This window comes from Bifidobacterium saguinibicoloris (genome assembly GCF_019331725.1).
Lineage (GTDB): Bacteria > Actinomycetota > Actinomycetes > Actinomycetales > Bifidobacteriaceae > Bifidobacterium > Bifidobacterium saguinibicoloris.
This window is the reverse complement of the sequence record NZ_JAHBBF010000002.1, coordinates 70812-96592: the sequence shown is the minus strand read 5'-3', so window position 1 is coordinate 96592 and position 25781 is coordinate 70812. Positions and strand designations below refer to the sequence as shown.

20 protein-coding genes and 2 pseudogenes are annotated in these 25781 nt (G+C 68.0%); 7 read left to right on the top strand and 15 right to left on the bottom strand.

Translation table 11 applies throughout. The features are described 5' to 3' along the window. Positions 1 to 51: 51 nt before the first annotated feature. The 7 genes from KIH78_RS10540 to ffh form a co-directional block, all read right to left on the bottom strand. Entirely contained in the window at positions 52 to 1302 is a 1251-nt protein-coding gene (locus KIH78_RS10540; protein ID WP_236034359.1) for a tRNA (guanine(37)-N(1))-methyltransferase, read from the bottom strand. 88 nt (positions 1303 to 1390) lie between these two features. After that, positions 1391 to 2008, bottom strand: coding sequence for a ribosome maturation factor RimM (rimM, locus tag KIH78_RS02240; protein WP_219131056.1), 618 nt, complete (start codon positions 2006 to 2008; stop codon positions 1391 to 1393). A 53-nt stretch (positions 2009 to 2061) separates the two neighbouring features. Then, on the bottom strand, positions 2062 to 2295 hold the full coding sequence (locus KIH78_RS02235) for an RNA-binding protein (RefSeq protein WP_214311896.1): 234 nt from the start codon (positions 2293 to 2295) through the stop codon (positions 2062 to 2064). A 53-nt stretch (positions 2296 to 2348) separates the two neighbouring features. Then, complete coding sequence (gene rpsP / locus KIH78_RS02230) at positions 2349 to 2795, bottom strand: 30S ribosomal protein S16 (protein ID WP_214311898.1); 447 nt, start codon at positions 2793 to 2795, stop codon at positions 2349 to 2351. Positions 2796 to 3076: 281 nt separating this feature from the next. Next, positions 3077 to 3373, bottom strand: coding sequence for a DUF4190 domain-containing protein (locus tag KIH78_RS02225; RefSeq protein ID WP_236034358.1), 297 nt, complete (start codon positions 3371 to 3373; stop codon positions 3077 to 3079). A 131-nt stretch (positions 3374 to 3504) separates the two neighbouring features. Beyond that, on the bottom strand, positions 3505 to 4593 hold the full coding sequence (locus tag KIH78_RS02220) for an endonuclease/exonuclease/phosphatase family protein (RefSeq protein WP_219131134.1): 1089 nt from the start codon (positions 4591 to 4593) through the stop codon (positions 3505 to 3507). A gap of 118 nt (positions 4594 to 4711) precedes the next feature. Next, positions 4712 to 6352 carry a signal recognition particle protein gene (ffh, locus tag KIH78_RS02215; protein ID WP_219131054.1) on the bottom strand — a complete coding sequence of 547 codons (1641 nt, stop codon included), beginning with the start codon at positions 6350 to 6352 and terminating at the stop codon, positions 4712 to 4714. A 275-nt stretch (positions 6353 to 6627) separates the two neighbouring features. Between ffh and KIH78_RS02210 the strand changes: the two genes are divergently transcribed. Next, positions 6628 to 7626, top strand: coding sequence for a cation transporter (locus KIH78_RS02210; RefSeq protein ID WP_219131053.1), 999 nt, complete (start codon positions 6628 to 6630; stop codon positions 7624 to 7626). Between the two features lie 142 nt (positions 7627 to 7768). On the opposite strand, the gene cysS is transcribed toward KIH78_RS02210, so the two are convergent. Further along, positions 7769 to 9418 (bottom strand): cysteine--tRNA ligase, encoded by a 1650-nt coding sequence (gene cysS, locus KIH78_RS02205; protein WP_219131052.1) that lies wholly within the window; start codon positions 9416 to 9418, stop codon positions 7769 to 7771. A 374-nt stretch (positions 9419 to 9792) separates the two neighbouring features. On the opposite strand from cysS, the gene KIH78_RS02200 reads away from it, so the two are divergent. The 3 genes and pseudogenes from KIH78_RS02200 to KIH78_RS10850 form a co-directional block, all read left to right on the top strand. Continuing rightward, positions 9793 to 10557, top strand: coding sequence for a type 1 glutamine amidotransferase (locus KIH78_RS02200; protein WP_214311907.1), 765 nt, complete (start codon positions 9793 to 9795; stop codon positions 10555 to 10557). A 217-nt stretch (positions 10558 to 10774) separates the two neighbouring features. Then, positions 10775 to 12677, top strand: a pseudogene (locus KIH78_RS02195) (ABC-F family ATP-binding cassette domain-containing protein); the annotation flags it as partial. Between the two features lie 122 nt (positions 12678 to 12799). Beyond that, positions 12800 to 13033, top strand: a pseudogene (locus tag KIH78_RS10850) (ABC transporter C-terminal domain-containing protein); the annotation flags it as partial. A gap of 19 nt (positions 13034 to 13052) precedes the next feature. Here KIH78_RS10850 and KIH78_RS02190 read toward each other — a convergent pair. The 5 genes from KIH78_RS02190 to KIH78_RS02170 all read right to left on the bottom strand — a co-directional run bounded on the left by KIH78_RS02190 (position 13053) and on the right by KIH78_RS02170 (position 18781). Beyond that, positions 13053 to 13481: a type II toxin-antitoxin system VapC family toxin gene (locus KIH78_RS02190; protein ID WP_219131050.1), complete on the bottom strand. Its 429-nt coding sequence runs from the start codon at positions 13479 to 13481 to the stop codon at positions 13053 to 13055. Next, positions 13468 to 13827, bottom strand: a complete 360-nt coding sequence (locus KIH78_RS02185; protein WP_214311913.1) for a FitA-like ribbon-helix-helix domain-containing protein — start codon at positions 13825 to 13827, stop codon at positions 13468 to 13470. The genes KIH78_RS02190 and KIH78_RS02185 overlap by 14 nt, the downstream gene beginning before the upstream one ends. A gap of 188 nt (positions 13828 to 14015) precedes the next feature. Then, on the bottom strand, positions 14016 to 16322 hold the full coding sequence (locus KIH78_RS02180; protein ID WP_219131049.1) for a DUF3825 domain-containing protein: 2307 nt from the start codon (positions 16320 to 16322) through the stop codon (positions 14016 to 14018). 161 nt (positions 16323 to 16483) lie between these two features. Continuing rightward, positions 16484 to 17569 (bottom strand): tetratricopeptide repeat protein, encoded by a 1086-nt coding sequence (locus tag KIH78_RS02175; RefSeq protein ID WP_219131048.1) that lies wholly within the window; start codon positions 17567 to 17569, stop codon positions 16484 to 16486. 147 nt (positions 17570 to 17716) lie between these two features. After that, complete coding sequence (locus KIH78_RS02170; RefSeq protein WP_219131047.1) at positions 17717 to 18781, bottom strand: caspase family protein; 1065 nt, start codon at positions 18779 to 18781, stop codon at positions 17717 to 17719. 93 nt (positions 18782 to 18874) lie between these two features. On the opposite strand from KIH78_RS02170, the gene KIH78_RS02165 reads away from it, so the two are divergent. The 3 genes from KIH78_RS02165 to KIH78_RS02155 all read left to right on the top strand — a co-directional run bounded on the left by KIH78_RS02165 (position 18875) and on the right by KIH78_RS02155 (position 22550). Then, positions 18875 to 21166, top strand: coding sequence for a hypothetical protein (locus KIH78_RS02165; protein ID WP_219131046.1), 2292 nt, complete (start codon positions 18875 to 18877; stop codon positions 21164 to 21166). After that, positions 21159 to 21947: a hypothetical protein gene (locus KIH78_RS02160; RefSeq protein WP_219131045.1), complete on the top strand. Its 789-nt coding sequence runs from the start codon at positions 21159 to 21161 to the stop codon at positions 21945 to 21947. Before KIH78_RS02165 ends, KIH78_RS02160 begins: the two co-directional genes overlap by 8 nt. 129 nt (positions 21948 to 22076) lie before the next feature. Beyond that, positions 22077 to 22550, top strand: coding sequence for a hypothetical protein (locus tag KIH78_RS02155; RefSeq protein WP_214311925.1), 474 nt, complete (start codon positions 22077 to 22079; stop codon positions 22548 to 22550). A gap of 7 nt (positions 22551 to 22557) precedes the next feature. Here the strand turns inward: KIH78_RS02155 and KIH78_RS02150 are convergent, their stop codons facing one another. Both KIH78_RS02150 and KIH78_RS02145 read right to left on the bottom strand, forming a co-directional pair. Further along, on the bottom strand, positions 22558 to 23412 hold the full coding sequence (locus KIH78_RS02150) for a hypothetical protein (RefSeq protein WP_219131044.1): 855 nt from the start codon (positions 23410 to 23412) through the stop codon (positions 22558 to 22560). Beyond that, the gene (locus tag KIH78_RS02145; RefSeq protein WP_219131043.1) at positions 23409 to 25775 is read right to left on the bottom strand and encodes an ATP-binding protein; all 2367 of its coding nucleotides are present in this window, start codon (positions 25773 to 25775) and stop codon (positions 23409 to 23411) included. The genes KIH78_RS02150 and KIH78_RS02145 overlap by 4 nt, the downstream gene beginning before the upstream one ends. Positions 25776 to 25781: the final 6 nt, after the last annotated feature.

Genomic DNA, 25781 nt, shown 5'->3' with positions numbered 1-25781 from the left:
CCTGTAGGACTGTGTGACTTGGCCCCCTCTGGTGAGGGGGCCAAGTCACATCTACCGCAGTTTACGCGGATGCGCGGCGGACACTTCCCATCCCAACGCCATGAGCGTCTTGCGGTCCGCCTTGTCCAGCGTCTTGCAGTCGAGCCGTTCGATGAGGTCCGGCCTGATGTCGTTCGTACGCGTCAATGCCTCGTCGCGGCGGAACCGGCCCACCTTGCCGTGGTCGCCGGAGAGCAGTACGTCCGGCACCTTGAGTCCGCGCCATTCCGCCGGTTTCGTGTACTGCTTGTGCTCCAGCAGCGCGTTGGCGCCCGTATAGGATTCCTCGACGATGGAGTCGGCATTGCCCATGAACCCGGGGATGAGGCGGGTGATCGCCTCCAGCATCACCGAGGTCGCCACCTCGCCGCCGTTGAGCACGTAGTCGCCGATCGAATACTCGCGCACGTCCACGCCGCGCGAACGGTAGTACTCGGGGATGCGTGCGTCATAGCCCTCGTAGCGGCCGCAACCGAACAGGAGATGCTCCGCATGGGAGAGCTCGGTGGCGTCACGCTGCGTGAACAACGGGGCCGACGGGTTCGGGAAGATGAGGACCGGCGCCTGGATATCGGAGCCGGAGCCAGAACCGTTTGATGCCGAGGCCGGCGTGACCGTGGTTTGTGCTTGGGATGCATGGCAGGCTGGTGTCTCATCGGACACTGCTGCGAAGGTGTCCGGGGACGATGATGTCTGGGTCGGCATGGCCGAAGCATCCGAAGTGACCGAGGCGTCCGGAGTGGTCGAGGTGCTGGGGAGACCATGGCGGTTGCCGGCATCGTACGGTGTCTCATCGGACACTGGGGTGCCATTGGCGGTGATAGAGGGGACTGATTCGCCGATGGCAACATCCGACGATGCCGGGGTGGAGGTAGTCGGGGTGTTTGAGGTGGCGGGGATGCCGTTGTGGTTGCTGGCACCTTGCGGTGTCTCATTGGACACCAGCTTGCCATTGCCGGTGACTGAGGATCCCGATTCGACGGTGACGGCAATGGTGGATGCCGTCGCTGACATGGAATCTCCGGACATGCCGGCGAACCCCAGCAGATCGTCGAGGCATTCGGCCCAGACGGCCGGCTTCATCACCATGCCGGCGCCGCCGCCCACCGGCGTATCGTCCACCGAATGATGGACGTCATGGGTCCAGTCACGCAGGTTGTGCGCCCTGACCTCGATGAGTCCCTTCTCCTGCGCCTTGCCGAACAGGCTCAGGTTGAGCACGTCGAAATACTCGGGGAACACGGAAACGATGTCGATCTTCATAAGCAACCACCCTATCGTGCGGTGCGGAATCCGTGCGATAGGGTGGCTGCTTATGATCCGATAGTCGATGGCTGTACGGAGAGGACGCTCACAGGCCGGGAATCAGACCGCCCGGCGGATCCAGCGTGAGGTAGCCCTCTTCGAGGTCGATTTCAGGGACGAGCTCGTCGACGAACGGCACCAGGGTGGTCTTCTCCATCACGGGCGTGCCGTCCTTCGCGGTGCCGACCTGCACCGGATCGGCGAGTCTGATCTTGAGCAGCGACTGGGCGGGGGAGTCGATGACGTCGACCACCGTGCCCACCACGCGTCCGGCCTCGACGCCGAGCCCGTTCTCCGCGTCCATGCGTGCCTCAAGCCCGATGAGGTCCTTCGGATACCATTCGTCCGCCTCGAGCATGTCATCCGGGTCGTCGGCCTCGCCATACAGTTCGGTGCCGTTCAACGCCTCCGAGGCGTTGCGGTCGTCGCATCCCTCGAGTTTGATGATCCATCGCTTCTTGAACGTGCGCGAGGATTCCACCACGTATTCGGTTCCGCCGTCCTTCGAATACAATACGGACCCCGGTTCGAACCGCCATTCCGGCTCGTCGGTGAACACCTGGACGGTGACCTCGCCCTTCATGCCCTGGGCCCGTCCGATACGACAAACCCTCAGCAGCTCGGGCTGCTGAGGGTCATCCTGCATATTGCGCTGATCTGCCATGCTAGGCAGTGTACCGTAAGGCCGGCACCGTCGCCTTGGAGGCGTGGAACGTCTTACCGACGGACATCCATGATGTCGACGCGCACCTTGTGGTCGGCCAGAGCCTGCACCACGGTGCGGATCGCGTTGGCCGTGCGGCCGGAGCGACCGATGACGCGGCCGATGTCCTCCGGGTTCACGCGCACGCGAAGCAGTTCGCCGCGCGCGTTCTCGTGGGACTTGACCGTGACGTCATCCGGGAAGTCGACGATGTTCTTGATGAGGTGTTCCACAGCCTGTGCGAGCATGTCCAATCAGCCTTTCTGCTGTCGTGCCTGTTGCTTCGAAGCCTGTACGGGGCTCACTCGGCGTCGGCGGCCTGCTCCTCGGCCGGGGCCTCCTCGGCGGCGGCTTCGGCCTCAGCCTTGGCCTTCGCCTCGGCCTCGGACTTGGCGGCCTTGAGCTTCTGGGCCTCGGCCTCGACGGCCTCGACGCGAGCGGCGGCATCCGGGCCGGCCTCAGCGGTCTTCAGCGTGCCTTCGGCACCGTCGAGGCCCTTGAACTTCTGCCAGTCGCCGGTGATGTTGAGGAGCTTGAAGACCTGCTCGGTCGGCTGGGCGCCGACACCCAGCCAGTACTGGGCGCGCTCGGAGTCGATCTTGATCGTGGAGGGCTGGGTGTTCGGATCGTACGTACCGATCTCCTCGATGGCGCGGCCATCGCGCTTGGTACGGGAATCCATGATCACCACGCGGTAGTACGCGTAGAACTTCTTACCCATGCGCTTCAGACGAATCTTGGTTGCCAAAATGGCTCTCCTTATGTATGAGGGGTGTGTGTTCGGTTCGCATTGTGGGGCGCAGCTCGCCGAGCCCACGTGTTCCTCGCGGCACGGGGTGTAGAGGGCGCCGCGCGCGCGCGAATAACTGGCCCATTATAGCGCCGCGCCCCGGACCGTCCGACACGCCGCGAGGCGTGCGCGGAAACGGTCCGGGGCACGGAATCCAAGAAGTCGGATATCGTCCCGGCACAAGACGTACGGTCCGTATGCGGTGTGCGCCCGGACGTACGTCAGGGTCGGCGCATGAATCACGCTCCGGCGGCGTTCATGACGATGAGGATCACAATCCACACCAGGAAGATGACGATGCCGGCGATGGCTAGGCCCTTGCCCTTGCCGCCCTTCTTGTTGATCTGGACGATGGCGATGATGCCGAACAGCAGGCCCAGCCAGCCTCCGAGGATGCCGAAGACCAGGCTGAGGATGGCGAAGATGTTCGTCTTCTCGTTCTGCGGAGGCTGCGGCTGGTACGGCTGCTGCGGCACCGGCGCGGCGGGCGGCGGCGGGACGGCGGGGCCTCCATAGTTGGCGTTCGGGTTGCTCATGGGAATCTCCCTTCCTTGGGAGGGGCCGACAATCGGTCCCTGTGACTCCATGCTACCCCCGTATGGGGTGGCTGGGAAGGCGGACGCGGTGAACCTGCGGTGAACAACCTTGCGACGTGGCCAGCGGACGTTCAACGCCCCTGTATCCGCGCCTCGCGCAGCCGCAGCGTGGCGGTGAGGGCGAGATGGTCGGTGCCCGCGACGCGTACCGGCTCGACGTCATGGAACGTGACGCCCGGCGTGGCGAGGATATGGTCGAGTTCGATGCGCGGCCACGGCGTCCAGCTGGGGAACGTGAGGCTCGGTCCCCGTCCCTGCGTGAGGCTCGCGTCGCGGAATCCCGATCGGAGCAGTGCGCGGAAGCTCGGGTGTTCGAGGGATGCGTTGAGGTCGCCCATCACCACGGCGATGTCCCGGTCGCCGATGTGTTCGGCCTTGGCGAGTTCGCCCAATCCGATGATGCCGGCCGACCATTGGGCGCATCCGCGCATCGGCGACTTCGTGTGCGCGGCGGCGATGGTGACGGTGCGGCCGTCCGCCATGCGCAGGACGACGGCCGGGACGTCCGCGGCCGGGATGTCGACGACGTCCGGCACGCCCGCCGCCGGCTCATGACGGAGGAACAGGATGTTGAATCCGCCGTTGTCGCCGGTCTTCGGCTCGCCTGATTGCCGATAGGGGAGGAGCCGTGCGATGCCGGCCTCGTCGAGCCGCGCGACGAGGCTTTCGGAGACCTCTTCCAACGCGAGCACGTCGACGTCCCGTTCACGCGCCTGCCGTACGATGTCCGCCGCGTCCGCACGTCCGAACCGGCAGTTCAGCGTCATGAGCCGCAGCTGCGACGGCGCCTCCAGGGATGTTTCACGCGCTGTTCCACGGCCCTTGGATTCCGTTTCACGTGATGTTTCACGGTTGTGGTCGTCGTGACGCGTCCGCTCGACGATCCTGTCCGCCAGTGATGGACGCCTGCGGAAGCCCTTGCGCCAGTATTCGACGCGACGCGACGGCGCCGCCAGCGCCAGGGCGCCCAACGTCCATGTCATGCCCCACTCTCCCTGCCATGCGGCCAGGGCGGCCAGCGCCAGCGAGGGGATCCACAGGAACGGGGACAACGCGATGAGATACGGCAACGGCATGTACCCGTCCAATCCGGCCGGCAAGGCGCCCAGCGCGATCCACACCGCGCACACGATGGCCCAGATGGCCAAGGCGATCATCAGCATGGGAAGCTCCTTTCGTCGTATGACGCACGTCGTAGCGACCATGGTACGCCGTCGTCCAATACGGGGAATGGGCGCCCTCCCGACAAGGGAGGACGCCCATTCACGACAAGACCGGTCAGTGAAGCAGACCGGACAGGCCGCCGCCGAAGTTCGGCGGCAGTTCGCCGCCGTTCGCATCCAACGCCTGCTGCAGACCGGCCGGCAGCGCCGGATTCTGCGGCTTCTTGGCGAACGCGGAGCCGCCCGAGGCGCCGGACTTGCCGGCCAGCTTGTCGCGCAACGCCCTCTCCTCGGCCTCGCGCTTCATCGGGTTGCCGGACTTGCCCTTGCGCTTCTTGTTCTTGCCCTTGTTCTTCTTGCCGCCGCCCATGGCCGGGCCGCCGAGACCGGGCATGCCGCCCAGGCCGGCCTTGTTGGACATGCGCTTCATCATCTTCGCGGCCTGCTCGAACCGCTGCAGCAGCGCGTTCACCGCGGACACCGTGTTGCCGGAGCCATAGGCGATGCGCGCGCGGCGGGAGCCGTCGATGATCTTCGGATTGCGCCGCTCCGCGGGCGTCATCGAACGGATGATGGCCTCCGTGCGGTCGATCTCGCGCTCGTCGAACTGCTCCAGCTCCTTGCGGTGGGCCGCCATGCCCGGGATCATGCCGAGCAGCGACTTCATCGAACCGAGCTTACGGACCTGCTGCAGCTGCGCGAGGAAGTCGTCCAGACCGAATTCGCCCTCCGCCATCTTCTGCGCGGCCTCGCGCGCCTGCGCCTCGTCGAACTGCTTCTGCGCCTGCTCGATGAGCGTGAGGATGTCGCCCATGTCGAGGATGCGGGAGGCCATGCGGTCCGGGTGGAACACCTCGAAGTCCTTCAGGCCCTCGCCGTTCGAGGCGAACAGGATCGGCTTGCCGGTGACGGACGCCACGGACAGGGCCGCGCCGCCGCGGGCGTCGCCATCCAGCTTGGACAGGACCACGCCGGTGAAGTCCACGCCCTCGTCGAACGCCTTCGCGGTGCGCACCGCATCCTGGCCGATCATCGCGTCGATGACGAACAGGATCTCGTTCGGGTTCACGGCGTCGCGGATGTCGCGCGCCTGACGCATGAGCTCCTCGTCCACGCCCAGACGGCCGGCGGTATCGATGATGACCGTGTCATACAGCTTCTGCTTCGCGAACTCGATGGAATCGCGCGCCACCTTCACCGGATCGCCGGTGGTCAGGCCGGGCGCGGACACGGCGTCGCCGCCGTCGGACTGCACGCCCTTCTCCGGCGCGTACACCGGCACGCCGGCGCGCTCGCCCACCACCTGCAGCTGGGTGACCGCGTTCGGACGCTGCAGATCGGCCGCCACGAGCAGCGGCGTGTGGCCGGCGTCCTTCAGCCAGTAGCCGAGCTTGCCGGCCAGCGTGGTCTTGCCGGCGCCCTGCAGACCGGCGAGCATGATGATCGTCGGCGGGTTCTTCGCGAAGTTCAGCGGGCGGTCCACGCCGGCGCCGAGCACCGCCGTCAGCTCCTCGTTGACGATCTTCACGACCTGCTGCGCCGGATTCAGCGCCTCGGATACCTCGGTGCCAAGAGCGCGCTCGCGGATGCGCGCGGTGAACGGGCGCACCACCTCGAGCGCCACGTCGGCGTCGAGCAGCGCGCGGCGGATCTCGCGGATCGTGCCGTCGATGTCCGTCTCGGAAAGCTTGCCCTTGCTCTTCAGATGCTTGAACGCATTCGAGAGCTTGTCTGTCAAAGAACTAAATGCTGCCATAATCGGCCAAGTCTAGCCGCCACGCGGGAAAACCCGCGGCGGCCCACGCGGTGGGCCCCGGGCGAAACCGGACGTCGCCCCATCGGGGGCGTCCGGTACCATGGAACGGCAAGAAATTCCGTGGATATTGACCCACGTCGGCCGCATCGGATCCCGAGTCGTGCGGCCTTCCTTTGTCGATCTCCGTGGACACCCCTGAGTTTGACTGCTGTGAGCCGCGCCCTTCGCCGGGTCGGGGCCAACGCGGACAAGCCAAGCAACGGAAGGCCCACCATATGACCAACAACATCATCGCGACCATCCGCAACGCCGGCGGAATCGGAGTCGAAACCGGAACCGGGAACGGAGGCGGACGCGCGCGCGGCCGCCTCGACCACAAACAGGTCGAACGCCGGGCGCTGACCGTCGGCATCGTCGTCAACACGGCGCAGGTCGCCGCCGGCATGGCCGTCTTCTTCATGACCGGCCTCCAGGCGATGTTCCTCGACTTCTCCTTCACCGCGATCTCCGTCTTGTCCGGACTGATCGCCGTCTACCTGTCCTCGCGCACCGTGCGCACCACCGAACGGTTCCCCAACGGACTGTTCGCCCTCGAACCGATCTACGCGATCGCCAAGGCGATCCTCACCCTCTCCCTGCTCGTCTACTCCCTGCTCGACGTCTCCCAGGTCGCCTACGACTGGTTCGTGCTCGGCGAGGGCGAGCGCATCGAAACCGGACCGGTCGTCGTCTACGAAATCGCGACCGTCGTCGCTTGCTTCTCCCTGTGGGTGTTCTACCGGAGACGCAACCGGTCCATCCGCAACGCGAGCACCATGCTCACGGCCGAATGCAACAGCACGCTCGTCGACGGCGCCATGTCCGCCGGCATCGGCGCGGTGGCCGTGGCGCTGATGATCCTGCCCACCGACGGCCCGTTCGACTTCCTCCACTACACCGGCGACTTCGTCATCACCGTGGCGCTGGTGCTGTGCACCATCAGGGAGCCCTTCGGGGTCCTAAAGGAGGCGTTCGTCGAACTCGTCGGCGGCATCCACGACGACGACGAGACGAACGCGCACGTGGAGGCCGTCGCCCTGCGGCATCTGCCGCAAGGCACCGAATACGAGAAGACGCTGATCTTCAAAACCGGCATGAACTACACGGTCGACGTGTACCTCGCCGGCGTGAGCGACGTCATCGACGTCGCGGACCTCATCGAATGCAAGCGTTCGCTGGAGACGGAACTGAGGAAGCGGCTGCACATCGTCGACGTCGACTTCGTGTTCGACTGACGGCGTCGTCGCGACGTACGCGGCGCACGTCACGACGAAGGGGGCGGAACCTCACGTGAAGTTCCGCCCCCTTCGTCGTCCGGTCATGCATCGTCCGGTCGCGGACGGACCGGTCGCGGACGCGGCGCCATACGTCGCGACGTCACTTGAGCGACCAGGTGGAGCCCTGCGGACCGTCCTCGATGGCGACGCCCGCCGTGGCCAACGCGTCGCGGATCGCATCCGCCTTGGCGAAATCACGGGCCTTGCGGGCCTCGGCGCGGGCGGTCAGCTGCTCGCCGATTAGCGCCTCGAGCGCCTTGTGCTCCGGGGACTCGTCCGCGCCGTCGCCGGCGGCGCCCGCCGCACCGGCGGACACCCACGGCTCGGCCAGCGGGTCGAGACCCAGCGTGTCGAGCATCGCGCGCACCGCGAGCAGAGAGGCGCGCACCTCGGCGCGGGCCTCGTCGGAATCGGCGTGGTCGGTGAGACGGGACAGCAGCGTGTTGCCGTTGCGCACGCCGGTGAAGACGGCCGCGGTCGCGCCGGACACGTTCACGTCGTCGTTCATCGCGGCGACGAAATCGGCCGGCAGGTCGTCGGCGGACACGGCCGCCACCTCGTCGCGCGACGGCTGGCCGCCCAACGCCACGCCCGCGCGTTCGATGAAGTTCGCGATGCGCTCGTACGCGGCCTGCGCCTCCACGAGCGCCTGATCGGACCACTCGAGCATCGAACGGTACTGGACGGAACCCAAGGCGTAGCGCACCACCCACGCGGAATGCTCGGCGAGCACGCTCGGCACGGACAGACCGGTGCCCAGGGACTTCGACATCTTCTCGCCCTTGGCGGTCACCCACGCGGAATGCATCCAACGCGCGGCCGACTCGTAGCCGGCGGCGCGCGTCTGCGCCATCTCGTTCTCATGGTGCGGGAACCGCAGGTCCAGACCGCCGCCGTGGATGTCGAAGCCGTCCTTCAGGTAGCGGTGGCTCATCGCCGAGCATTCGATGTGCCAGCCCGGGCGTCCCACGCCGAACGGCGTGTTCCAGCGGGCGTCGAGCGGGTCGGTGTCCTTCGGGGCCTTCCACAGGGCGAAGTCGCGCGGGTCGTGCTTGTCCGGGGAGGCGTCCGCCGGATCGACCGGATTGTACTTGTCGTCGCCGGCGGCGTCGACGGACGGGCCCATGCGGTCCGCCACGGCCGCCGCCTCGTCCACCTCCGCGGTCTGCTTCTGGTGTGTCAGCTCGCCGTAGTGCGGCCAGGAGGCGACGTCGAAATACACGTTGCCGGTGGGCTTGCCGTCCGCGTCCGTCACCACGTAGCCGTGGCCGTTCGCGATGATGCGTTCGATGAGGTCGATCATGTCCGACATGTGGCCGGTCGCGCGCGGCTCCACCGTAGGCGGCAGCACGCCCAGCGTCTCGTACGCGTGCGTGAACTCGCGCTCGTAGTAGTAGGCGCGCGCCCACCACTGCTGGCCCGCGGCGGCGGCCTTGTCGAGGATCTTGTCGTCGATGTCGGTGACGTTGCGCACGAACGTCACCTTGTAGCCGAGCTTGAGGAACCAGCGGCGGATGATGTCGAACGCCACGGCCGCGCGGATGTGGCCGATGTGCGGCGACGACTGCACGGTGGCGCCGCACACGTAGATGCCGACCTCGCCCGGCTTGATCGGCGTGAACACGCTCGTGGTGTGCGAGGCGGTGTCGTAGAGCCTGAGGCCTGCGGCTGCCTTGGCGACCTTCGCCGGCGTGAGGGCCGAAGGCATCACGGAAGTATTGAAATCATGCGGTTCTTGGCTGTTTCCCATACGTCAAGAGTATACCCATGGTCCGCGGGGGTGACGGGTGCGGTTTCCGTCCGCCGGTGCGTGGTTTCCGCCCGTCGGTGTGTGCGTTGCGTCCGATTCTGTAGGAATGGGCGTCTGGCGGGTTGGTGGGGCGTGTGTTGCGTCCATTTCTATAGGAATGGGCGGTTTGGATGGTGTGGTGATGGGTGTGTGCGTCCGTTTCTATAGGATGTGGCGGAATCGTGGGGCGTGGAGCCCGTGGAACGTCCGATTCTATAGGAACGGGCGGGGAAAATGCGGGAAATGCGGGGGACGCGGGGAAGTGCGGGGAGCTCGAGGAGTGCGGATGGGAGCGTGTGTCCCGGGTTTACGCGGGTCGTGTCACAATAGGAGGCATGACGCCACAAGTGCTTGTTCTGCAACATGTCCCCTGGGAGAAGCCCGGGCGCATCGCCACCGCATTCGACGAGATCGGTCTCGGCTACCAGATCCTCAACGTGGTGGATACCAAGAAGCCCGACCTCCCCTCGTTCGACGAGGTCGCCGGCGTGGTCATCATGGGTGGTCCCATGGGTGCCACCGACTACGACAAGCATCCGGGCCTCAAGGCGGAGGCGAAGCTGGCGCGCGCCGCCATCGCCGTGAACAAGCCGGTGCTCGGCGTGTGCCTCGGCCATCAGATTATCGCCACCGCGCTCGGTGCGAAGCTGCATCGCGGCGAGAAGCCGGAGATCGGCTTCGCTCCCATCAAGCGCGTCGACAAGCATGACTACTTCTCCATGTGGGACAAGCAGATCAACGTGCTCCACTGGCACAACGACGTGGTGGGCCTGCCGGAAGGCGCCCAGTTGCTCGCCCGTTCGCCGCTCACCAAGGTGCAGGCGTTCCGCGCTGGCTCCGCGCTGGGCCTCCAGTTCCATCTCGAGGTGAGCGCCGCCCTGCTCGAGGAATGGCTCGACGAGCCGAGCATGGTCAAAGACCTCAAGGCCGCGGGCGGCTCCAAATCGCAGTTGCGCGAGGATTTCGCCCAGTACAATCCGCTGCTGCACCCGCTCGCCGACCAGGTGTTCACCGGTTTCGCGGCCCGCTGCAACAGCTACGCGCAGGGCCTGATCCGTCGTGATGCGGAGAACGGTCCCAAGGACCCGGTCATCTGCTGATTCTCCGGTCCATACCCTCCCGCCTACGTCTCCTCTCTCCCATGGTGCGGTGGAACCCTCATGGTGCGGTAGACGGGGAATGGCGTCATTCCGCCGTTGTGGAGAAAGTGTGTTGCCGTGCCATGGGAGAAAGAGCGCACCATGGGATGCGGGAGAAGGGTCCCGTGAGGTGCGGGGAGACGGGGGATGCCCGGTGGTGCCGCTAAGTTAGTGAGCCATGCCGACTTACGATATTGGACTGGAACACGTTTCGCTCGCCTTCGCCACCAAGACCATCTTCACCGATGTGACGCAGGGTGTGTTCGAAGGCGACCGCATCGGCATCGTCGGCCGCAACGGCGACGGCAAGTCCACGCTGCTGCACCTGTTCCGCGGTACGCAGGAGCCTGATTCCGGCCGTGTGACGAAGCGCGGCGGGCTCACCTTCGGCATGCTTGACCAGCGCGATCCGCTCGACGACGACGCCACGATCCGCGAGGCCGCGCTCGAAGGCCGCGCCGACTATGAGTGGGCGTCCGACAACGCCTCCCGTGAGATCGTCGAGGCGCTGCTCGGTGGCATGAGCCTCGACGCGAAGGTCGGCTCGCTGTCCGGCGGCCAGCGCCGCCGCGCCGACCTGGCCCGCCTGCTCCTCAAGGACTGGGACATCCTCGCGCTCGACGAGCCCACCAACCATCTCGACGTGGTCACCATCCACTGGCTCGCCGAACACCTCAAGAACCGCTGGTCCAAGGGCCAGGGCGCGCTGCTGCTCGTCACCCACGACCGCTGGTTCCTCGACGAGGTGTGCGAATCCATGTGGGAGGTGCACGACGGCGTCATCGAACCGTTCGAAGGTGGATATTCCGCGTACATGCTGCAGCGCGTCGAACGCGACCGTCAGGCCGACGTGCGCGAGACCAAACGCCGCAACCTCGCCCGCAAGGAGCTCGCCTGGCTCTCCCGCGGCGCCCGCGCCCGCTCCACCAAGCAGAAGTTCCACGTCAAGGCCGCGCGTGAACTCATCGCCGACGTGCCGCCGATGCGCAACACGCTCGAACTGAAGCAGATGGCCACCTCGCGCCTCGGCAAGCAGGTCGTCGACCTCGTCGACGTGACGCAGATCTTCGAGAAGACCGCCATCGACATCGATCCGGATGCGGCCGCGCTCGCCGACTCCGCCTCCCGCGTGGACGTGGTGGACTCCATGTACGCCGAACCGCAGCTTCATGGCTCCGTGGAGGTCGCCGTCACCGACATGACCGATCCCAGGCTCGTCGACGCCGGCGTGCCGGAGGCCGTCGCCGCCGCCGAGGAGGCGCGCGCCAAGGCCGAGGCGGAAGGCGGCGCGTCGTCGTCTGACGACGACCGTGCGGTGCGCCGCATGAACACCGGCGGCGAGACCATCGGCGTGGACGCCGCTGCGTCCGCCGAAGCCACATCCGCCGCGCGCAAGGTGACCGTGTCCGGCCGCGAGATCCTCGACGACGTGACCTGGCTCATCGGCCCCGGCGACCGTTTCGGCATCGTCGGCGCGAACGGCGCCGGCAAGTCCACGCTGCTCAAGCTCATCGACGGCACGCTCACCCCCACCGTGGGGCGTGTGAACATCGGCAAGACCGTGAAGTTCGCGGTGCTCTCCCAGCGGCTCGACGAACTCGAGAAGCTCGGCAAGTACAAGATCAAGGAAGTGCTCTCCCGCTACAAGCCCAGCTACATCGTGGACGGCAAGGAGGTCACGCCGGGCCAGCTCATGGAACGGCTCGGCTTCGAGTCGGCGCAGCTCATGACCCCGATCCGCGACCTGTCCGGCGGCCAGAAGCGCCGCATGCAGCTGCTGCTCATCCTGCTCGACGAACCGAACGTGCTCATCATGGACGAGCCCGGCAACGACCTCGACACCGACATGCTCGCCGTGATGGAGGACCTGCTCGACACCTGGCCGGGCACGCTCATCGTGGTCTCCCACGACCGCTACCTGCTCGAACGCGTCACCGACCAGCAGTTCGCGCTCATCGGCGGCAAGGTGCGCCACCTGCCCGGCGGCGTGCAGGACTACCTCGACATGGTCGAGGACCTCAAGAACGGCAAGGGACTGCCCGCCGACGAACCCGGCTTCGCCGGCACCGGCGGCAGGTCCGGACGCGCGGGCAAGGGCGGTTCCTCCGCGGCGACGGCCGTGACCGCCACGGCGGACGCCGGCGACGGCGGTTCGTCCACGTCTTCGTCCGCCACGTCCGGCGCGCAGGAGGCCCCCGCGGAGCCGAAGCTCACCGGCAAGGCGTTCCACGACGCCTCCAAGCGGGTGAACGCCATCGAACGCAAGCTCGCCAAACTCGAGGAGCAGAAGAAGGACCTCGAGGAGCGGATGGCCGCGCACGACCCGAGCGACTACGAGGGGCTCAACAAGCTCAACGGCCAGCTCAAGGCCGTCGCCGACGAGTCCGACGAGCTCACCATGGAATGGATGGACCTGTCCGAGCAGCTCGGACAGTAGTCGATGCTGTATCCGCGCGCTACCGGCGGTCGTGCTCCCAAGGATTCACGAGTGCGACTCCGGTGCCTTCGAAATCCTTGATGTTGCGCGTCGCCACGGCCGCGCCGTGCGCCCGCGCGATTGCCGCGATCATCGCATCCTGCGTACCTATCGGTCGTCCCATGCGTCGTCGTGCCGCGGCTATGGAGGCGTAATGTGCGGCGGACTGCTGGTCGAACGGCAGCGTCCGGTCCGCATAGGTTCTGGTGAACGCCTGGATGGCGCCGGAGAGACGTGCTCGTTTTTTCCCCTTCGGGGCGATGGCGACGCCGTACATCAGTTCCGCCACCGTGATCGCCGTAGTGCGACATTCCCGATGTGGCAATCCGATGAACCAATCGATGACATGCGGGTCGCTTGAATCTTCTTTGAGGATTTCGCTGATGACATTGGTGTCAAAGACGATCATGGCCGTCCTTCCGGTCGTCATCGTCCTTGTCAAAGGTCGTCGCATCCTCGTCCCCGAGACCGAGGTCAACGGGACGCGGGCCGAAATCGTAGGTATTGCGCGGGGGGCACAGTTCCTCATCCGGCCCGAGACCGTCGCCGTCGAGTATCCGCCACATCTCCTCGACGAGGTCGGCGTTCGTGGTGATGCGGTGCGCCAGGTATTCGGTGGTGCAGTCCTCCAGCAGTGAACGCACCTCCGCCTCCATGGATCGGTTGTTGTCCTTCGCCATCCTCTTCAGTGTCTCCAGACAGTCCGCAGGCACCCTGCGGACGGTGATGGTACCGGTCGTCTCGCTCGTACCCATCGTCGCCTCCTCGCCGTTTCGTCATGGCAACATCGTCGTGCTGTCATTGTGCAGTCATATCCGCTGTCATAATGACAGCAGCCGGAGACGAAGGGAAAGGGGGTGGGGATGTCGTACGACATCCCCAACCCCCTGTCCGGTATCGGACGATGGAGCGGCCGGCCCGTCGCCGCGTGCCCGGCGCGCGCTCAGATGCTCAGCCAGCTGCTGTCCGGCTTGCAGATGATGCGGGCGTTGGAGAACGCCATCGGCAGAGTCAGGATGGTGTGCGCCTGCGCCGTGCCGTTGGCCTGCGACTGGACCACCAGCGCCACGTCCGCGTGCAGGTGGTCGGTCAGGCAGATGGGCAGCAGGAACTGCATGCTGTCCGTGGTCGGATAGTAGGAGGGGAGCGCCACCTTGTAGTCGAGGCCCACGCGCACCAGCGTCTGCCTGATGGCGCGTTCCAGCTCCTGGCGCAGGGACGAGAAGGCATCCGAATCCTCGAGCACGGCCTGCCCGATGGCCTTCCACGCGGGGTCGTTCAGGTCGTCGGGGAGCCCGCCGAAGCGTTGGCGCACCTGCGTGTCCGGACGAATCACACGCTCGAGGAACGCCTTCGGCAGACGTCCGATGTTGTCGCCGAGGATGTGGTCGTAATCCACCTTCAGCATGTCCGGGTCTGGGATATCCAGCAGCACGTCGCTCAGATGCCTGAAGTACGAGGCCCGGCGGGGCAGCTCGGTGCGTCCGTCGCGGGAGGGCAGGTTCCGGTACATCTGCTTGCCGAGCTGTCCGTTGCCCAGCACGCAGAATCCCTGAAGGTGCCATTGGGGCAGCTGCGGGTTGTTGTACACCCACACGTTGTGGTCGAAGACCATGTAGATCGGCTCGTAGGAGCCGCGGTCCACCAATCCGGTGTTGATGGCCGCGAAACCGGAGGGGATGGCCTCGTTGAAGACGATCTTCCCCTCCTTCTTCAGGTGGTGGAACGTGTAGGTGATGTAGTTCCCCAGCAGGGCGTGCGCATGCTGCTGTCCCGGCATCTCCCAGTTCTCGGGCAGCGCCATGGCGGCGAGCTGGTCGAGCTTCGACTGGTAGGAGTCCGGTGATTCGGGGTTGGCGTTGCCGAGGAACGCGAACGTGCGCAACGTGTCCTTGGCGGCGACGGCGTCGGTCTTGTGCGCCTCGTCCACGCGGCTGAGGTAGAACGGCAGGCGTGAATCCGGACGGGACCGTTGCACCGTCAGACGCAGCGGGGTCGGGCCGTCGGAGCCCTGTTCGGGGGCGTCCGCGGTGAAGACGGCGCTTTCGCCGTCGTCGGCCACGGTCACGGTGTGGTCGGCGCATGCCTTGCCCCAGGCCTCGTTCAGGAAGTCGAGCGGCTTGACCCCCGGTCCGATGCGGGCGATCAGATGGGCGGCGGACGTGGGCGGCACGTACGTCCACGTGGTGAACGTCGTGGCGTCGTCCACGTATCGCTTCAGCGAGGGGAGGCCGTTCGCGGGCGACGGCGTCGGTGTGGGTTGCGGCGTCGCCGTGGTCTTCGGCGTGGGCGCGGGTCGCGGGGTCGGGACGGCCGCGGTCGGAGCCGTGGCGGCCGGGGTCGGAACGTCCGGGGTCGGGATGGTCGGGACCGTGCCGGTCGGGGTCGGAGTCGGGGTCACCGCGGCCGGTGCGGCCGGGCTGATGAGGTATTGCGGTGTGGTGGTGGGGGCGTTGGGGTCCTGTGCGATGCGGATGACGCCGTGTCGTTCCACCATGCGCAGGAATTCCATGAGCCTGTAGCCGGTGTAGGTCACGCCGGCGCCCTTGAGTTTCTGTCCGGCGTCGATGGATCCGATGGTTGTGGTGCCGTCGCCGAACAGCGCCTTGCGTACCGCTTCGGCCGTTTCGGCACTCACCGCGGCGGGGGAGGAGGGCCTGCGCGCACCCCCGGGTGCGGATGCGGGCGCGTGCACGGAGGGACCGGAACCGTCGATGCGCTGCTGGAGGTCCTCCATGATCGCCTGATAGATGGTGCTGCTCCAGTCCAGCTCGGATTTGGGCCACGCCGATGTCGGATAGTTCTTCCGCCTGAGCTCATTCTGGTAGGTGAGCAGGCGGTTGTATTCCACGAGATCCTCCGTGTCGGCGATGTTGCGGAAGAACACGTGGCAGGGCTTGTGCGCGTCGATGGCGCGCTGGATCTCCTCGGCCGTGCCGGAATGGATGTTCCGTGTGGTGGGCGTGCCGAGCCGGGAATGGAAGACGGCGATGACGATCTCCGCGTTGTCGAGGATGCGGCGGTTCGTCTGGTCCTGTGCGGTGTCCGCGCCGAAGATGGTGGTGGACTGTTCCGGGGCCCACATGCGCGGGTCGAGGTAGTAGCCGCGTTCCGCGCCCCAGATATCGTTCCACTGCTCGAGGATTCTCTTGATGAGTTTCTTGGTGGGGTTGGCATCGGTCGGGCCGATGATCGCGACTCGGATGACGGAGGCCCTTCGGGGTGATGCGATGGTGCTCTGTTCGGACATGATGAGACTCCCTTGGCATATATATGCCTCTGACGGCGATATATATTCGATACGACATATATGGTAATTGAAGTTTGGCGGCGGAAACCGCGCCGTTCCGGTTGATGACGGCGCGGCTTCCGCCCAGGGCGCGGCGGGGGTGGGACGCCCCGCCCGCATGTTCAGTAGCAGTACCCGTTCACGCGGGACGCCAAGGTGGATTCGAGGGACATGTTCGCCCGCGCCCGCTCGCGTTCCGCGGTCTCGCGGTTCGCCCGCTCCTCGTCGCCCGCCGCACGGTAGATGTCGGCGAGCGCCGCGTGAGCGGCCACGGTCTTGTAGTCGGCGAAGGGCTGGTTCGGGTGGTATGCGGTCCTGATCCGCCTGCGGGCGTCCAGGAAGCGGAGGAACCCGCGTTTCGCCTCGTCGATGTTGCTCAGGCGCAGCTGCATGTCGGCGATCTCGAAGTGGACGTCGGCGAGATGGTATTCGGGGATGCGTCCTTCGAGGGGCAGGTAGGCGCGCAGGGCGTCCTGATAGTGGTCCAGCGCCTGGCGCAGTTCGCCGCGTCGCTCGCAGTCGATGCCGCGGCGGTTGGCGTCGTCCGCGGATTCCAGCAGGCTCCGCTCACGGTCCGTCAGGTCTCCGTCCGATGCGCCCGATGTGTCCGTGTCGTCGCACGCGTCCATATCGTCGTCATCGTCCGCGTCGCCGTCCCCGCCGCCTTCCCCGAACAGGGCGTCGAATTCGGCGACGAGGTCACGGCCGCCGTCCTCGTCGTCGTCACCGTCGTCCTCGTCGTCGTCACCGTCGTCCTCGTCGTCGAACGGGAGACCTCCGGGGAACGCGAGACGCAGGTATTCGTCCCCATGACGTTCCCAGCTGAGGCATACCAACGCCATCAGCACGTCCAGCGTCCTGAACGAGGGAACGTCCATGTACGGCGCGCCGATGCGGTAGTTCGTCTTCCCGTTGCGGACGTCGATGCTGAACGAGCCGGCGCGCAGATGGCAGTTGATGCGGGTGAACATCGTCTCCACGTTCCGGATGGCCTCCGTGTCGTGGGGGTCGGGGGTGAGGAGCGGGGAGGCGATGACCGTGAGGAATCCGTCCTCGGCGATGATGATCACCCAGATTCGCTCCAGGGCGCATGGAATGGACAGGACGAACTGGAATCGGCAGGGGTCGTCGTCGTGGACGTAATGGACGCCTCCGTCGTCCAGATAGCGTCGCACCTGCTGTGCAAGGGGATTGGTGACGTGGACCATCTCGGTTCCTTTCGACGTGGACGGCCTCTATGGCCGTCGTGACGCCTTATCTAGGGGCATCCGAGGCGCTCGCGCGGGAAAACCTTAGTCGGCGTGTCGTGTTTGCACCACCCCCATGCATCCGAGGCGCTCGCGCGGGAAAACCGGTCAGAAATCCTCCATACGGCGTTTCATCAGGTCGAAATAGTATCTGCCGCGTGGGGTCAGGCGGACGCTGCCGCCGTTGAGGCACGCCCAGTACAGGTCGCGTGTGGCGCCGGAGTCGTCGGTGATCGCGATCAGGCGCGCGTCCCGCCATTTCTTGATGGTCTCCATGAGCCGCTGATGCTCGTTGAGGTCCTTCGCATGTTCGTCGCCCTGCCGGCTGCGTCGGCCGCCGTCGGCGGGCTCCGGGGCCTCCATGTCCGGGTAGGGGTGGAACACGGTGCGGCTGGTCTCGAAGACGTGGCCGCCGTTGCGCGGGTCCCTGGTCCGCACGAGGGACTGCAGGGACCGTTCGGTGATGGTGGCGCTGACACGCTTGATGATGATGTCGTGCTCCAGGCACGCCTTCAGCACGGGCTTCTGCGCGACGTCCCTCCGCTCCAGCGATTCGCTGGCGTCCGCGAACAGCGAGACGACGGAGATGTTGCCGAAGATGTCGGCGCTGTCGCCTTCGAGCCCGGCCAGCAGGGACGCGGTGAACCTGCCGTGTTCGCCGACCTCACGGGCCTGCTGGTCGTCGCGGGACGCCGCGAGCACCGCCATGTTGCGCACGTCGCCGGGGAAGGCGGCGTCCACCACGGCGGCTCCCGCATGGCAGCAGTCCAGGATGACGACGACGGAACGCAGGCGCGCCGCGCGCCGCTTCACATGGGCGATGAGCTCCGAGAGACGCAGGCCGCTGCGTTCCCCGTCCGGGGATGCGGGGTCGTCCTCGCAGCTGGCCAGCAGCAGATCGCCGTCGCCGAGCAGGAACGCGTGCCCGGAATAGTAGAACAGCACGTCGTCCTGATCGGTGCTGTCGAGCAGATGGGAGACGCCCGCGACCAGATCGTCCTGCATGACGTCACGGCTGGCGCCGTCGACGAGCACCCTGCCGGACCAGTTCGGGCGGCCTCCGTCCTCGAACTCCAGCGTCTCCGCCATCGCCCGGGCATCCTCGCGGCAGCATCGCAGCGGCGCATGCCGGTCATACTGTTCGATGCCCACGAACAACGCCTGACGCGTCATCACGGCCCTCCTTCTCGCACCGGCGTCCCGGCCGCCGCGGGCGGCCGGACTACAATGGCCATTGTACGGGTCCGGTTCGAAACGGAGGACGCCATGATTCCCTCTGCCGCGGTCGATGACGACGTTCCGGGGACGACGTCGGGGAAGGCGCCGGCCCCCGGGGCCGACTACCGTGACCTGCCCGAATTCGGCACGCTGCCCAAAGCCGCCCGGAAGTTCATCGACGACGTGAAGGTCGAGCTGGTGGACAACGTGATGTCACGGCACGGCACGATCTTCGCCTACGCATGCCTGCTGAGGGACCAGGACGGCACGGTCGAACGCCCCATGCCGGTCAAGGAGTCGGGATTCTCCATCGAACGGTACCTGCGGTCCGATCAGCGGGACGCACCCGACAGGTACGCGGCCGAACAGACGCTCATCAACGGCGCGAAGGCCGAATTGGCCTCCCTGCACAACGCATGGGCGCGGCGATGGTGCCTCGCATTCCGGAACGGAGGCGCGACGAACCGGGACGGGACGTATGGCGACCATCTCGAAGTCGCATGCCGTCTCGCCGAACAGTGGTATGGCGGCATCGCCGAATCCGTGGCGGACGAGGCGTCCCCGGATCCGGAGGCCGTCGGCAGGCTGCTCCATGACGTGGGATTCCGTGTGCGGCGGTCCAGGAACCGCGCGGGCAGGCCCGCGGCCGGCGGCCGCCCGGAACGGGCGTGGGACGATCTGCCGGCGCAGGACAGGGACCGGTACGTCGAACGGGCCGCGGCGAACCTGGGCATCGCCCGGAGGACATGGATCGACGCGATCGGCGTGAAACGCTTCAGGGCGACGTTCATGCCATGGCGGAAGGGGACCGCGGACTTCGCCGTCAGGGACACCCCCAGGGCCCGCGCGGACGTGGAGGTGTGGATGACGGTCTACGCCGTCCTGCTGGCCGTCCTGCTGCACGACGGACGGGACGGGGCGACGACCTGGGCGGCCGACGCCCTGGGGCCGGCCAGAGGCGTATGCCGCGGCATGGACGCCTGGCGGCGCGGCGGCGGCATGGACGACGGGAGAGGCGCCGACCGGGAAGCCGTCGACGCCGAGGCCGCGTCGCTGATCCGGTCGGTCGCGCTCCAGTGGGTCCGCGTCTGCGCCAACCGCGCCTGCGCCGTCGTGCACGACGCCACGCGGCGTCCGGCCGACGGCTCCGACGTCGACGTCATGGCCGTCATCGCCATGGCCGTCACGCCATCATCCGCGAAGGACCCGAAGACCGGCGCGACGGCGGCCGTGCGGCCGCCCGCCGCCGGGAACGCGCCCACGCTGTCCGACACGATCCGCAGCCAGGCCGTCGGATACGTGCTGGCCGTCAGAGACCCCATCGTCAGGGCCGAACCTTCGTCGTGCTACGTCAATCTGGCGCGCCAATGGCTGCACCGCGCCGGATACCGGCAGCGCAGGCAGGTCGTCCTCCGGGACCGGCACGGCCACGTCGTGCGCGAGGGGCAGGACGACGTCACCCGCGAGATCCGGGTGTGGTACGAGGCTCCCCAGAGCAGCACTGCGCCGTCGGACGACGGCGGGGACAGCGGCACGGACCTGTTCGAGTCGATGCCGGACGCCTCCACGTCCGTCGACCCTGTCGACGCCGGACACGTCGGATCCATGGCGTTTTCGCTGCTGTCCTGGCTGGAACGGGAGCGGAACGAAAGCCGCGCGACCCACGACCATTGCGTGCCGTTCCGCGTCCGGAGCGGCTGGGCCGACGCCGTGCAGGCCGCGTATGACACGGGCGGGGCCGCCGCCGACCGCGGGGCCATGGTCCAGGGCGAGGAGCTGCTGCGGCGCGTCATGTACATGATCGGCGCGCTCGGACGCAACAGCTTCGCCTCCGCGGACGCCATCGAGGCCGCCGTCCGCCGACTGGACGAGGCCTACGGCGAGGCCCGCATCGCCAAGGACAGCATCCAGTTGGCGAGGTACTCCATCCAGGCCGCGTCCCGACGGGACAAGGATTCGGGCGGTCTGAACTACCGGATCGACGTCGGCAGGTGGCGGGACACGGTCGTCTCGGCGCGCAACGGCGTCGTCGGACGCAGGAAGAAGAACTATCTGATCGAGAACCTCGACACGGTCCGCGCCGATTTGGCGGCCGCGGACGTGACGGGGGACGACCTGTCCGCGCTGCACACGGCGGAACACGTCATCGCCGGCATCCAAGGCGACCGCATGCCGCCGCTGTGCGTGGACGAGCCGGACTGTCCCGGCATGGACGTCTCCCCGATATGGCGGTCCGGAACCGCGGGGCATGGACAGGGACGTTCCGCGGGACGACCGGGTGGCGTCCCCCGCGGCGGGGCGCCGGAAGGCGACGGCGAAAGGAGCGTCCGACATGGATGACGACATGACCGGCAAGGCCGATGGCGCGACCCCCATGGACGAGCGGCCGGAAGACCTGCTGTCCGACCCGTCGTTCCGCGAGGCGGCTCGGGAGATCTGGCACGGACGGGTGGGACCGGAGGTCTCCGCATGGACCATCAGCCAGGGGGCGACCGGCGGGTTCGGCGAGGACCTGGCACGCGTCGTGCTGGCCGACGGGGCGCTCGTCAGCCAGGTGAACGGCATCTGGGAGTCGCTGCAGACGGCCACCGGCGCGGCGAACCGGACCGGGCTCGACGCGCTGCCCGTCGGATTCCGGCGCGCCATCCGGCAGGAGGAACGCGACGGCCTGCCGAAGCTCAACCTGGACATCGCGCACGCCGCCGGACGCTGCTGGACCGACGCCGACTGGGACGCGGACCTGTTCAGCCTCGAACTGGAGGCGTGCGCGTTCGACGGGACGACGCTCGCCGCGGTCGGCGTGCGCGGCGACGACGGACCCGCGTCCGCCGGAACGGCGACGGGACGGGCGGAGCGGACGGAACCCTGGGAGGTGCAGTTCCACGCCGACCATCTGACGGTGCTCGCCCGCCGCCACGACACGAACCCGCATGCGATCGTCGTCCGGCTGGAATCGGACGCCGACCTGCGGACCTACCGGATCACCCTCCACTGGCCCGACGGCACGGCGAGCACGCTGGAACCCGTCACGGCGGGGGCCGACACACACCCCATCCGATTCGGCAGGGTGGCGTCCCCGGGCGGCGCGCTGCCGGTACGCATCAGCGTGGCGGCGCGCTGACGCGCATCATGACGGACGGTCCCTCACCGGGCCGTCCGGCCGACAACCAGACCATCGGACCGTCCCAGACCATCAGAACCAAACGAAACGACGAGACCGCGGCGCACGCCGCGGGGAAACGAGAGCACCATGAACATAGGCGTGACCGGCCACCAGCGCATCCCCGACGAGGCGCGGGCCTACGTGGAACGCGGACTCGACGAGTTCCTGCGCGGATACGACGGCGCGGACGTCACCGGATTGAGCTCGATGGCCTACGGGGCCGACCAGCTGTTCGCCGACGCCATGCTCCGCGCGGGGCACCCGGTCACGGCCATCATCCCCTGCCGCGGCTACCGCGCCACGTTCACGGGGGAGGGGCTCGCCGCCTACGACCGGCTCATGGAACAGGTGCGCACCGCGGTGACCCTGGACTTCCCCGAGCCGGGCGAGGACGCGTACCTCGCCGCCGGCAAACGCGTGGTGGACGAATCCGACATCCTCGTGGCGTTCTGGGACGGGCTGCCGGCCGCCGGCAAGGGCGGGACCGGTGACGCCGTGGCCTACGCCAAGGCGCGACGCAAGCGCGTCGTCGTGATCTGGCCGGAAGGCGTGCGGCACTGAGCCTGCGTCACCGCCGCCGGCCGAACCCAAGCCATGCCGCCAGCCGGTCCGCCGGTGATGGGGACACCGGTTCGGGCAGTTCCAGCGTCCCATCGACGGATGCCGCGACGTAGAGGATCGCCGCCGTCGCCGCGCACCATGCGCCGGCCACGCCGTCCGTGCGCCACAGCATGACGGCGCCGCACGAGGTGACGGCGCAGACGACGACGGCGGACAGGCCGAGATGGGCCGCGAAGGCGAAGGACCGCTCCACGACCGCGTAGGCGAGATGCCGCAGCAGCTCGAGGCCGGCGTACAGCACGCACGCCGCCAACGCGCACCACGCCGCGGCCGCCACCGAAGCATCGTGGGATTCCAATGCCGCCAGCGCGCCGAGCGCCTGCAACCCCACCGAGAACACCAGCGTGACGGCCGCATGCCACAGGCATCGCGCCGCCCGGACGGCGTATCGGCGCATCGGGGCGTCCCTGTCCGGACGTCCGCCGCCGCGCCGGAACCCGCGGGGCGGCCACGTGGCCTGCGCGACGAACATCGCCAGCAGCAGCATGCCCGGCAGCGCACCGGTGAACGGGACGGCGTCGGGCATGCCGCAACGGGCGGGCGCCAGCCACGGCCGCAACAGGTCGGCGCCGGCGAGCATACCGTAGGCGTCGGCGCGCGTCAGCCGGTCGGGGTCCGGACCGTACGCCCGCACGTCGTCCGCGAGCGTGAGGCACCGGTAGACGACCGCCTCCACGGCGAAGCATACGAACGCCCATGCGGCGATCCGGCGCAGGGTCGCCCACGCCCGCACCGGCGCGCTCATGAGCAGCAGACCGATGCGGGTGGCCACCCGGAGCGGCGGCTCGGGCACGGGCGTCATGGCCGCGCCTCCCCGTCATCGCGCGGCCGGCCGCCCGGCGCGGTTGCCGCGACGACCGACACGACCTGCGGCGACGGCTCGAACCGCGAGGACATCATGCAGGTGCCCGGCGCGAGCTCCGACAGCGCCTGCGACGACGGTTCCGGCAGGCCGATCATGTCCGCCATGAGCGTGCGGTCGGCCGTCTCCGTGAGGCGGTGCGCGATCTTGAACCCGGTGTTGCGCGCGGCGTCGCGGGCGATGCGCGACGGGCTCTGGTCGACCACGATCATCGACTCGCCGAACCCGCGGATCTCCGCCATCATCGTGGACAGCATGCGCGACGCGCTGCGCCGCGACGACCCCTTCTCCGGGTCGTCGTCCAGGGCGTCGTCCACCGGGGGCATCACGCGATGCGCCTCCTCCAGCACGAACAGATGCCGTACGTCGTCGGATGGGCCGGACCGTCGCGCATGCCACCACACGGCCTGCGCGAGCAGCAGCATCAGGAACGACCGGGTCTCCTCGTCCGGGACGTCGTCCAGACAGACCACGGTGGGACGGTCGAAGAGCCCGACGACCATCGACGAATCACGCCAGCAGAAGAACGGCGCCATGTCGCGGTCGAGCAGCGTGTCGAGCCGCAGACAGAGGGCCGCGCGGATGTTCGACTCGACCTCGGGGCAGTAGCCCAGGTCGTGTACGAAACCGTCGGCCATGGCACGCACGTCGAACAGCGACGGCGTCCCGCCGGTGCCGTTCCCGTACCGTTCGGCGACGGCGCGGAACAGCCGCGTGAGCACGAGTGGTGTGGGGGAGGGAAGGGCGAACGCGCCGCGGAGCGCCTCCGCCACCCGCATGAGGTGGTCGGTCATACGCGTCCCCGGCCACGGCTCCATCAGGTTCATGCGCAGCTGCCGGCCGTGTACCACGCGCAGGCCGCCGTCGAACCGGTCGGCGATGGGCGTGTAGTCGTCCTTCAGCGGGTCGACGAGCAGGAAGGGGATGCCGTGCCGGTTCCATGCCTCGGCGAGCAGACGGCGGATCGTGGTGGATTTGCCGGAGCCGGCGCTGCCGCAGATCAGACCATGCCCGGCCAGATCGTGGACCGGCAGGCCCGCGCACAGCGACGTGCCCCGGAAGACGCCGAGGTCGATGACGTCGCGGCCGGCGGGGCGGCGTCGGGACGCCGGCTGCGGCATGCGCACCGCCAATCCGGGCATGCCGTAGGCGGGCGGGGCCAGCAGGGCGCCGATCTCACGGGAGGTCAGCAGGCTTGCGAAGGCCGGAGGCGGGGATGCGACCGTGGCGGCCGCGGCGTTCAGGCCCGCGGCGGCCGTGGCGGCCGGGCCGGTGGCATCCGGTTCCGCGGCGTCCGGGACCACGGGCGCCGAGAACGTCTCGTACGCGGTGCCGTCCGTGGCCGTGACCGCGCCCTCGAGGGCGGAGACCACGTGCATGACCACATCTTCGTCGTCGGCCATCACGACGGCGCGTACCGACCACATGCCGCACGCGCCCGCCTCGTTCATCCAGCGTCGGTAGGCGAGGGTCCAGTCGTGGACCCGCCGCCACGGGTCGGACGTCACCGTGGCGGTGACGGTGCCGCCGGTCTGGACGGTGCGGGTCATCCGACGGGCTGCGGCGTCGCCGATCGCGCCGAGCTCCCAGGACAGGCGCGAACGCATGCCGTCCCACGCCGGCGTGCAGCACAACGCCAGCGTCCAATCGCCTGACGACGTCTGCAGCCGTTCGAGCAGCGGGAATCCCGGTGCGGCGTCGCCCCGGACGCCCGGCATCCCCTCCGCGGCCTCTCGGACGGCGCCGCCGGGCTCCTGCATGCGGAACATGAGGCTCCTGGCATGACGGGGGCGCCGCGGCAGCGCCTCGTCCCGTCCGACGCGGCGGAGCGCGGCCGTCGGCGCGAGCGTCATGCGGGCCTTGCCGATGCGGTCCTCGGCGGATACGCCGCCGATGCGGTCCTCGGCGGCGTATCCGCCGAGCATGAGACGCAGGCCGTCGTCGCGCCTGCGGATGACGATGTCGAGTTCGCCGTCCGCGCCGTTCCACGCGCGCAGCAGCCGTTCGATCATGTTCGGACGTCCCGGCGTCGCGCGTTCGATCTCGTCGACGGCCGTCCACAGGACGCCGCCGATCGGGACGGGGCGTGTGCCGGAGGGCGCGAACCCGCCGTAGCGCAGCGCGTCGAGGGTCTCCAGGCCGTGCCTCGCGTCGGATTCGTCGGCCGCGTCCCACATGGCCGTCGCGTCCCGCGCGGCTCGGCCGAGCGCGGCCATGGCGGCGGGGAACAGCGGGTCCTCGACCCGGACGCCGGTGGAACCGGTGGGACCGGTGTGTCCGTTGGGTGCGGTGCCGTCGGTCATGATGGC